Source organism: Paenibacillus sp. 01T422, assembly GCF_056398785.1.
Window position 1 is genome coordinate 1 of the sequence record NZ_JBFTQB010000370.1, and the last position, 9,578, is coordinate 9,578.

At 45.6% G+C, this 9,578-nt stretch carries 12 protein-coding genes and 2 pseudogenes; all 14 read left to right on the top strand.

Annotation, left to right across the window (positions count from 1 at the left end; all coding sequences use genetic code 11):
- The first annotated feature begins 78 nt into the window (after positions 1 to 78).
- Positions 79 to 252 (top strand): 30S ribosomal protein S21, encoded by a 174-nt coding sequence (rpsU, locus tag AC1DUA_RS20315; RefSeq protein WP_029195880.1) that lies wholly within the window; start codon positions 79 to 81, stop codon positions 250 to 252.
- Positions 253 to 260: 8 nt separating this feature from the next.
- Positions 261 to 704, top strand: coding sequence for a GatB/YqeY domain-containing protein (locus AC1DUA_RS20320; RefSeq protein ID WP_477501502.1), 444 nt, complete (start codon positions 261 to 263; stop codon positions 702 to 704).
- A gap of 140 nt (positions 705 to 844) precedes the next feature.
- A complete protein-coding gene (locus AC1DUA_RS20325; RefSeq protein ID WP_477501503.1) occupies positions 845 to 1,069 on the top strand; it encodes a hypothetical protein in 225 nt (74 codons plus the stop codon).
- Positions 1,057 to 1,395 carry an NfeD family protein gene (locus AC1DUA_RS20330; RefSeq protein WP_477501504.1) on the top strand — a complete coding sequence of 113 codons (339 nt, stop codon included), beginning with the start codon at positions 1,057 to 1,059 and terminating at the stop codon, positions 1,393 to 1,395. Before AC1DUA_RS20325 ends, AC1DUA_RS20330 begins: the two co-directional genes overlap by 13 nt.
- A gap of 12 nt (positions 1,396 to 1,407) precedes the next feature.
- Positions 1,408 to 2,400, top strand: a complete 993-nt coding sequence (gene floA / locus AC1DUA_RS20335; protein WP_477501505.1) for a flotillin-like protein FloA — start codon at positions 1,408 to 1,410, stop codon at positions 2,398 to 2,400.
- A gap of 16 nt (positions 2,401 to 2,416) precedes the next feature.
- The gene (locus AC1DUA_RS20340) at positions 2,417 to 2,875 is read left to right on the top strand and encodes a hypothetical protein (protein ID WP_477501506.1); all 459 of its coding nucleotides are present in this window, start codon (positions 2,417 to 2,419) and stop codon (positions 2,873 to 2,875) included.
- Between the two features lie 156 nt (positions 2,876 to 3,031).
- Positions 3,032 to 3,310, top strand: a complete 279-nt coding sequence (yqfC, locus tag AC1DUA_RS20345; protein ID WP_157321660.1) for a sporulation protein YqfC — start codon at positions 3,032 to 3,034, stop codon at positions 3,308 to 3,310.
- Between the two features lie 115 nt (positions 3,311 to 3,425).
- Positions 3,426 to 4,426 (top strand): annotated as a pseudogene (locus AC1DUA_RS20350) (sporulation protein YqfD).
- Between the two features lie 6 nt (positions 4,427 to 4,432).
- Positions 4,433 to 5,398: a PhoH family protein gene (locus AC1DUA_RS20355; protein WP_477501507.1), complete on the top strand. Its 966-nt coding sequence runs from the start codon at positions 4,433 to 4,435 to the stop codon at positions 5,396 to 5,398.
- Between the two features lie 40 nt (positions 5,399 to 5,438).
- Positions 5,439 to 7,667, top strand: coding sequence for an HD family phosphohydrolase (locus AC1DUA_RS20360; RefSeq protein WP_477501510.1), 2,229 nt, complete (start codon positions 5,439 to 5,441; stop codon positions 7,665 to 7,667).
- Between the two features lie 32 nt (positions 7,668 to 7,699).
- On the top strand, positions 7,700 to 8,227 hold the full coding sequence (gene ybeY, locus AC1DUA_RS20365; RefSeq protein WP_477501511.1) for an rRNA maturation RNase YbeY: 528 nt from the start codon (positions 7,700 to 7,702) through the stop codon (positions 8,225 to 8,227).
- On the top strand, positions 8,227 to 8,931 hold the full coding sequence (locus AC1DUA_RS20370) for a diacylglycerol kinase family protein (protein ID WP_477501508.1): 705 nt from the start codon (positions 8,227 to 8,229) through the stop codon (positions 8,929 to 8,931). Before ybeY ends, AC1DUA_RS20370 begins: the two co-directional genes overlap by 1 nt.
- A gap of 13 nt (positions 8,932 to 8,944) precedes the next feature.
- Positions 8,945 to 9,376 (top strand): annotated as a pseudogene (locus AC1DUA_RS20375) (cytidine deaminase); the annotation flags it as partial.
- Between the two features lie 6 nt (positions 9,377 to 9,382).
- Positions 9,383 to 9,578, top strand: a 196-nt coding sequence (locus tag AC1DUA_RS20380; protein ID WP_477501509.1) for a GTPase, incomplete at its 3' end; no start/stop codon positions are given.

A 9,578-nucleotide genomic window follows, 5' to 3' on the forward strand; every position in this document is an offset into this window, starting at 1 on the left:
CCCTAATTACTATCACCTATAATGAGATTTGATGAACCGTTTGATCCTAGATGGTCTGTTCGGAGGGAGGGAAATCTGTTGTCAGAAACTCGAGTTCGTAAGAACGAAACTATAGATGCTGCACTTCGTCGCTTTAAGCGTTCCATCGCTAAGGATGGCATTCTAGCAGAAGTTAAGAAACGTAAACATTATGACAAGCCTAGCGTTAAGCGTAAGCTTAAATCTGAGGCTGCTCGCAAGAGAAAGTTCTAGGAGGCAATATGAGCTTAAGCGATCGATTGAACGAAGATATGAAGCAAGCGATGAAGAGTCAGGACAAGTTCAAACTCTCTGTAATTCGAATGGTTAGATCAACAATTAAGAATTCTGAGATAGATCTGAAAAGATCCTTAGATGACAATGAAGTGCTTGACGTACTAACTCGTGAGATCAAACAGCGTAAGGATTCCCTCCAAGAATTTACGAAGGCCGGCAGAGATGATCTGGCCGAGAGCCTGAAGGCTGAACTTGTCATTCTCGCTGAGTACATGCCGCAACAGCTTTCTGAGGAAGAAGTGAAAGCCATTGTAACGCAGACCATCCAGCAAATTGGTGCTTCTTCCAAAGCGGATATGGGCAAAGTGATGAYGGCATTGATGCCTCAGGTTAAAGGACGCGCTGATGGAAAACTTCTTAATCAGTTGGTCCAACAATTATTGGGATAATACTTAATTATGTTTGTATGACAAGACCGGGCGGATATGATATCCACTCGGTCTTTTTATTTTCTTTCAAAATGAAACAGTTTATTGGGAATGACGTACATATTAATGATAAGGAAGAATCAGGAAAGGAGTGGAAGGTGATGTTTGTAGAAAACTTATCGGCCTTTCTGACCCATCCAATTACAGCGACCGTGTTGTTGATGGTCGGCATTATTGGAATCGCTTTAGAACTTCTTTTTTTCAGCAGTGGTTTACTTGCGTTAGCAGGTGTCGCTGGTTTTGCACTATATTTTCTTGGGTTTTATTTGGCGGGGTGCTGCTCGCTTCTTCGAACCCTATGGATGCCGCGGTCATGCTGGGAATAGCGCTATTGGTAGCTATCGTCGTCATTGCGTTTGCCATTAAATCATTCAAACATCGTGGAGTGTGGAATCGATTTATTTTGAAGGAACAGCTGACAACGGACAAGGGCTTTACATCCAACCCAGACAGAACGCACCTAATAGGGCTTACTGGACAATCGATAACGCCCTTACGACCTGCTGGCACAGCAATTATTCAGGGGGAACGCGTGGATGTCGTGACGAATGGGAGTTTTATCTCGAATGCAACAGACATTATTGTTGTAGACGTTGAAGGGGTTCGTGTAGTTGTGAGAGAGATTGAAGCTAATCAAGCTATTAATTCTTAGGAGGACAAATGAATGAATATTGAACCAGGGCTTTATTTAGTACTTCTTGCGGCTATTATCATTATTGTGCTTTCGATTCTGCTTAGTGTTGTTCCGGTGATGTTATGGATTTCAGCGCTTGCATCAGGAGTGCGTATCAGCATTATTACTTTGATTGCCATGAGGCTGCGCCGCGTTACGCCTAGCAGAATCGTGAATCCGATGATTAAAGCGACCAAAGCTGGTCTTGATTTAAGCGTTAATCAATTGGAAAGTCACTTCCTTGCCGGCGGTAATGTCGACAGAGTCGTTAATGCCTTAATCGCTGCCCATCGGGCCAAAATTCACTTGGAATTTGAACGAGCGGCAGCAATCGATTTGGCGGGCCGTGATGTCCTGCTAGCTGTGCAAATGAGTGTCAATCCGCGAGTGATCGAAACTCCGAACGTTTCTGCGGTTGCTAAGAACGGGATTGAAGTCAAGGTTATTGCGCGAGTAACGGTACGCGCTAATATTGAGCGTTTAGTCGGTGGTGCCGGGGAAGAAACGATCATTGCTCGCGTCGGCGAGGGGATTGTCACCACGGTTGGTTCCAGTGACTCACATAAGGACGTTCTGGAGAATCCGGATCTAATCTCCCGAACTGTTCTTGGCAAAGGGTTGGACGCCGGAACGGCGTTCGAAATCCTATCCATCGATATCGCAGACGTTGATGTCGGGAAAAACATCGGCGCACATCTGCAAACGGAGCAAGCTGAGGCTGATAAGCGCATCGCTCAGGCGAAAGCTGAGGAAAGAAGAGCTATGGCGGTTGCGGCCGAGCAGGAGATGAAAGCTAAAGTCGTAGAGATGCGCGCTAAAGTGGTTGAATCGGAGTCGCAAGTGCCTCTTGCTATGTCAGAAGCACTGCGCAGCGGTAAACTTGGYGTCATGGATTATATGAATCTCAAAAATATTGAAGCAGACACTCAAATGCGCTCAACGCTCGGCAAAGTTAATGACGGCAAGAGCGAGAAAGACTCCTAGCACATGAGGTGATTGCGTGGAACAGCTATTTGAATTTCTATTTAAACATTGGTATTTGGTTATTATTGCCATAACTTTTTTATATCAACTTCAGAACAAAGGACGCCGAGCGAGTCAAAAAGCGCAGGGAATGGGCATGCCAACATTTGATGAGTCGCCTAGCCAAGCTCAGAAGCGTCCTGAAGCAAGGGAACTGGAGCGGAAGGTAGTTGAGCCAACCCAACCATCGGGAGGCTTACGAGACGAATTCGGTCGTCCTAGCGCCGTGCACAACGCGGCGCCTAATCCTAAGACCAAAGTCTCTCCTTTCAGTTCCCCTAAGCAGGCAAATTTAGATAGCGCATCTGTCTATGCAGGCGATCTTACATCGCCAAGTCCTTTTCCAGAGTCACCTAGTCAAGACCAGCTTCTGCAAGGAGTTGTGTGGGCTGAAATTCTTGGTCCTCCAAAGTCCAAAAAGCCTTATCGCAGGTAACAGCCACTACAGTAAGCACCCCTCCATCAATCGGAGGGGTGCTTTTTGTTTTCCAGTTTTTTCACATAAAACCGTTGCAAACCGCATAATTTGGTAGAAAGCTATGCGACTTTTCTGTCGTTATGATCATCTAGTTAGAGGGGGTAGTACCCAGCTATGCGTCGCTTGAGCCGCAAATGGAACCAGTTCACGGCCAAAATTCTGGATCTTCCCCAGGATGTGGTGCAGGACTTGCCGCGCATCACGATGATCGGCAACGTACAGCTTTATGTGGAGAATCACCGGGGCGTACTCCATTTTTCCAGTGAAAACTTAAAGCTTGAATTAACAAAAGGGACGCTAGAAGTGTTCGGTAAAAACTTGGTCATCCGAGCGATTCTCTCGGAGGAAGTTTTTATTGAAGGCTTGATCGACGATGTCAGATACATGCCATAGATGAAAGACAGGGAAGGGGTGCTGGGTTATGAAACAATCGATGTTCATCGCCCGTTTGCGCGGGTATGTGCGCATTCAAATTAGGGGAAATGAAAGTGGAAGGTTGATTAATCCCATGATGGAGAAGGCGTTCTCCATTTGGGATATTCAAGCTGCCGAGGATGGCAAGCTCGAGCTTAATATTCTGATTAAAGATTTCTTCAAACTTAAGCCGCTGCTCAAACGGACAGGCTGCAGGGTGCATGTACTAGAACGGTACGGGCTGCCATTTTTTATGGAGAGATTGGGTCGTAGAAAGGTCTTTCTGGGCGGGATAGCTGCATTCATTATCGGATTATACGTATTGACGTCCCTGGTCTGGCAAATCACTGTAGAGGGCAATGACCGCATCTCAGAAGCGGAAATCTTACAGGCGGCCTCCAAACAAGGCATACATGTGTATCAGTGGAAATTCAGGCTGAAAAAGRCTGAGGATCTATCGCGGGAGATACAAGGGATGCTGCCAGGAACGGCATGGGTTGGTGTTGAGATACGCGGCACACATATCACGATTAAAGTCGTTGAAGCGACGATACCGGATAAGCAAAAGGGGACGTGCTTATTTCGGGCACGATCGGAGATGAGCAGAATAGCCAAGTGGTCGTAGCTAGTGGTAAGGTAAGAGGTATCGTCTGGTATACCTCCCGAATTGAATCTCCGCTTACGAAAACTTATAAAGCATATACAGGAGAGACGACTAATCGCAATTATCTTGTTTTCGGTACAAGAGCTTTACAAGTAAGTGGCTATGGGAAGCTAGGTTACGAGCATTTTGAAACGATTCCAGAGCGCAAAACACTGGCCTGGCGTTCTTTTACACTACCTATCGGATGGTTGCATGAAAAGGTGATGGAAGTTGATGTCGTAGAGGAGCCCATTGATCCTGCGATCGCCAAAAAGACAGGCCTGGAGCAGGCTAGAGCGAAGTTGCTCGGGTCTACGGGGCCTGATGCTAGACTCGTAGGTGAAAAAATTTTGCATGAAAAATCAGAGAATGGTAAAATTTATATAGACGTGCATTTTGAAGTCGAAGAGAATATCGCCGAAGAACAACCAATTGTCATACGAGGAGAATGAGACCTGTTGGTAGAAAACGCACAATCCGTCAAGCTAACTTTGAAAAACCCAGCCGAAGGGCTGGCATTGTTTGGTCCCCAGGACAAATTTCTGCATGTCATTGAAAGTGAGATTAACGCGCAGATTTTTACGCGTGAAGCCGAAATAACGATTCAAGGTCCGGCTGCGGAAGTGAACTCGCTTCAGCAGCTTTTTGAGGTTCTTCTGCAGCTCATCCGCAATAACTACACGTTAACAGAGCGGGATGTGCTGTATGCCGTTGAGCTCGCGAAGCAGATGAAAGCGGATCAATTGCTGGATTTGTTCAAAGGTGAGATTACGACAACGCATCGCGGTAAACCGATTCGCGTCAAAACGATTGGTCAACGGAAATACGTAGAGACGATTAAGAAGAAGGACATCGTTTTTGGTATTGGACCTGCCGGTACAGGCAAAACGTATTTGGCTGTCGTACTCGCGGTTACGCGTCTGAAGGAAGGCGCTGTCAAAAGGATTGTTTTAACGCGGCCAGCTGTTGAGGCAGGAGAAAGTCTGGGCTTTTTACCTGGCGATCTACAGGAAAAAGTTGACCCCTATTTGCGCCCATTGTATGATGCTCTTAATGATGTCTTGGGACCTGATCAGGTAGCGAAATCTTTGGAGCGCGGTCTGATTGAGATTGCTCCTCTAGCGTATATGCGTGGGAGAACCTTGGACGATTCATTTATTATTCTGGATGAAGCCCAAAATACGACACCTGAACAAATGAAAATGTTTCTGACACGGCTCGGTTTCGGATCCAAAATGGTCATTACCGGTGACGTGACACAAATTGATTTGCCACGCGGCAAGTCGTCAGGACTTGTAGAAGCTGCTCGAATTCTCGATGGGATTGAGGAGCTTGGCTTTATTTACTTTGATGAGCAGGACGTTGTGAGACATTCACTCGTTCAGAAAATCATTGTGGCCTACAATGCTGAGAAGGAAAAGTAACTGTGCTGGTTTGTCAGGTAGAGAGGAATGACCTTCCGTGATGAAAAATGAAGTCCAAATGAAAGGTAAATTTCATTACCAGCTGAACGGATGGAAATACAGTACGGGCATTCGGATACTGTTATTTCTCTTGCTGGCTTTAGTTTTCTATATATCTCTTTATGCAAAGCTCGTTCCTCAGGTATATGACATTGAGTTAGGAACAACCAGTGAGACAACGATTTATGCGCCAAGACAAATTGAGAACGCTATAGCGACGGAACAAGCGAAAGAAGATGCAGCCAAGCGGGTTCAGCCTGTGTATCGCATCGTAAATCTCAAAAATGATACGATCATTGACGCCATTTATGATAAATTATTGCAAATCAATGYAGATGAAGAAGTGAAGTTCGATGACAAAGTAAGCATTTTTCGTCGTGTGATTCCTCAGTTGATCAGTGATTTGGAGAATCAGTCGATTAAGTCGCTTAGCACAAGCGGTCAGTACAATGAAACACTGATTGAGCAGATCCAACAAGGTCTTGCCGAACAGCAGTATCCGCTGCCTGAGGAGTCTTACTTCAAGCTTCCAAGGTTAACGAAAGAAGACTTGACGGCTATGCGCCCTGTAACCAAGGATATCGTCACGAAACTCATGAACGATCAAATTCTTGACGCTCAGACGGCAAGGGCCAAAGTTGCCGAGATGGTGAATACTTCGAACTTAGCGAAAAATACGATGCGTGAAATGGTTACAGAGATTGCGCGAGCTGTCATCACGCCGAATAAGTTCTTTGATCAGAAGGGTACCGATGATGCCAAAGGACAAGCTAGAGAGAATGTTAAACCAGTGTACATCAACAAAAATGATGTGCTCGTCAAGGTCGGGGATGTCATCACCGAAGAGATTTATGCCAGATTGGACAAACTGGAATTGCTCAAAAGCAAAGCGAATCACTTGCCGCAAATTGGTTTAGGGATTCTCTCCGCCTTATTGTCTTTTGTCGTTTCTATGTTCGTCCGGCAGAGCCTGCTTGCGATTAAATACAATAATTCTCAGCTTCTGATGCTTATTTTGATTTTTTCAATTAATATCACGTGTATGAAAATCATCTCACTTGTCCAAAACTTGGACTATCCGTTTATCGGTTATCTAGCTCCTACTGCATTAGGAAGTATTCTGATTGCCATTTTGTTGGATGCACCGCTAGCTTTTATTTCATCGGTCTTATTCTCACTAATGGCAAGTATTATTTTTAATGCGGAGCATACGCTTCTTTTTGACTTCCGGTACGGATTAGTGTCCTTGGTTATTTGTTTCAGTGCGGTATTTACGATTCAACGAGCCAGTCAGCGCGCTACAATTTTGAAAGCGGGCCTAATGATTGCCTTTTTCGCAATGCTTACGATCACATCCATGCTGCTTATGGAAGATCATTTCCAACAGCGTGAAGCGATTATGTCCCTTTCTTTCGCCGCTGCAGGTGGATTATTGACGGTTGTATTCGTTATCGGCTTGCTTCCTTTCTTCGAGGTTGCCTTCGGAATTCTTTCTCCGCTCAAATTGGTGGAGCTTTCGAATCCGAATCATCCATTGCTGCGGAAGCTGCTTACCGAAACACCTGGAACATACCATCACAGCGTCATGGTTGGTAATTTATCAGAGGCAGCTGCTGAGTCTATCGGTGCGGACGGCCTTCTCTGCAGGGTCGGCTCTTATTATCACGATATTGGGAAGACGAAACGGCCGAGTTATTTTATCGAAAATCAGACCAATATTGAGAATCCGCATGATCGCATCGATCCGAATTTAAGCAAATCGATTATTATCGCCCATCCTCGTGATGGTGTTGAGATGCTGAAAGATTTCAAAATGCCCAAAGCGATCAGAGATATCGCCGAGCAGCATCACGGAACGACGCTGCTGCACTTTTTCTATCATAAAGCGGTAAAACAAGCTGAAGAAGAAGGCAGTGAGAAGGAAATCCGTGAGGAGGACTTCCGTTACACTGGGCCCAAAGCGCAGTCGAAGGAAGCGGCTATTGTGGGGATTGCCGACAGTGTGGAGGCAGCCGTTCGTTCACTGCGAAATCCAACCTTGGAACAGATTGATTCTATGGTGCACAAAATCATCAAATCCAGGTTAGATGATGGTCAATTCAATGAATGTGACATCACTTTGAAGGAACTGGATAAAATCGCCAAAACATTGAACGAGACCTTGTTGGGTATTTTTCATGCGAGGATTGAATATCCAAACGAACTGTCGCCTAAGAAAACAGGGACATAAGAATTGACAGGAGGGTGCCGCGTATGGCAAGTATGGATTTAACGCTAGAGTGGAGCAGCGAGCAGGAAGTGAAGGAGATCACGCCGGCTTTTATTGAGAAAATCGAGGAGCTGCTGCGGTTAGCTGGCGAGCTTGAAGGCGTTACGGCTGGTGAAGTTGCCCTTACATTCGTAGACGATGAAGCGATCCAAGAATTGAACAAGCAGTATCGCGATCTGGATAAACCAACCGATGTGCTGTCTTTTGCGATGAGTGAGTTCGGCGAAGATGAGATTCAGATTAACTACGAAGATAATGAGCAGAATAGCGATGAAGGACCCCAGGATGACGATATGGTGTCCGAAGCCTTTATTGAGCCTCTTGGAGACATTATTATATCGGTTCCACGTGCAATTGCGCAGGCTGAAGACTATGGACATTCCGTAGAACGGGAACTTGGTTTCTTGTTCGTTCACGGATTCTTGCATTTAATCGGATACGATCACCAAAGCGAAGACGAAGAGAAGATTATGTTTGCTAAGCAGGAGGACATTTTGCTGAAAGCAGGTTTAACGCGCTAATGACAAACGGCTTCCGTAAATGGCGCAGAAGCTTCCGGTATGCCTACGAAGGAATCAAATATGCCCTAGATACGCAACGCAATATGAAATTCCATTTTTGCGTTGCTTTTCTTGTTTTATTGGCTGCTTTGTTTGCACGATTGCCCAAAACGGATATCCTGTTTATCTTGTTAGCCGTAACCTTAATGATTGTTACAGAGTTGATTAATACGGCTGTGGAAAAGACGGTGGATCTGGCAATGCCAGAACGCCATCCGTTAGCCAAAATCGCAAAGGACGTCGCCGCGGCGTCCGTCTTGGTGTCTGCAGGTTTTGCGGTCATCGTTGGGATGATTGTTTTCTATGAACCCATTGATCAACTGCTGCGTAAATCCAGGATGCAGGATACACAGATATCCGCAGGGACGATTTGGGTGCTCATCGCTTTGGTAATTTTGACCGTCATTGTTATCGAAACGCGTTTCTCGGACAAAGGGAAACTAGTTCGCCCAAGTCTGTTGACAGCGATAGCCTTCTCGATATCGACGGTTATTGTCATATTCGTCTCACAGACAATTGTCGCGCTGCTTGCTTATACGCTTGCTGCACTTATTTTTATTATGCTGTACGACAAAAAGACGCGTCCATTTCCTGCGCTTTTTCTAGGCGCACTTATTGGCACAGTTGTTACAATCCTAGCTTTATCCTGTCTAAACATGTTATAACGTTACTAATACAGAAAGAAGGATGATGGCCATGAATCAACAAGAACTCATTCAGCACGCTAAAGAGGCGATGAAGAGAGCCTATACGCCATATTCCCATTTTAACGTAGGCGCGGCTCTTCTGGATGCGGATGGTCATGTTCATTACGGCTGTAATGTGGAGAATGCCGCATATGGTCCTACGAACTGTGCTGAACGAACTGCGCTTTTCCGCGCAATTGCAGACGGACACAAAGCAGGATCCTTCCGAGCTATTGCCGTCATGGGCGATACGGAAGATCCGATTTCACCTTGCGGCGTATGCCGGCAGGTATTGGTTGAGCTATGCGGGCCAGATATGCCCGTTTATCTAGGTAATCTCAAAGGTGATTTTGCTGAAACAACGGTTTCTGCACTATTGCCCGGTGCTTTTACAACGAAAGATTTGCATTCAAATGGAGGATAATTAGAAGTGGCTAAAAAAGAATTTAAATCAGGCTTTGTCGCAATCATCGGACGTCCGAACGTTGGGAAATCAACGCTTATGAATCAAATCATCGGACAAAAAATCGCCATCATGTCAGACAAGCCTCAAACGACAAGAAATAAGATTCATGGTGTGTATACGTCAGCAAATGGCCAGATCGTTTTTCTGGATACGCCAGGAA

Coding starts and splice junctions, on each gene's coding strand:
- AC1DUA_RS20325 (WP_477501503.1), top strand. CDS start 845: ATGTTTGTAGAAAACTTATCGGCCTTTCTGACCCATCCAATTACAGCG.
- AC1DUA_RS20330 (WP_477501504.1), top strand. CDS start 1,057: ATGCTGGGAATAGCGCTATTGGTAGCTATCGTCGTCATTGCGTTTGCC.
- yqfC (WP_157321660.1), top strand. CDS start 3,032: ATGCGTCGCTTGAGCCGCAAATGGAACCAGTTCACGGCCAAAATTCTG.
- ybeY (WP_477501511.1), top strand. CDS start 7,700: ATGGATTTAACGCTAGAGTGGAGCAGCGAGCAGGAAGTGAAGGAGATC.
- AC1DUA_RS20370 (WP_477501508.1), top strand. CDS start 8,227: ATGACAAACGGCTTCCGTAAATGGCGCAGAAGCTTCCGGTATGCCTAC.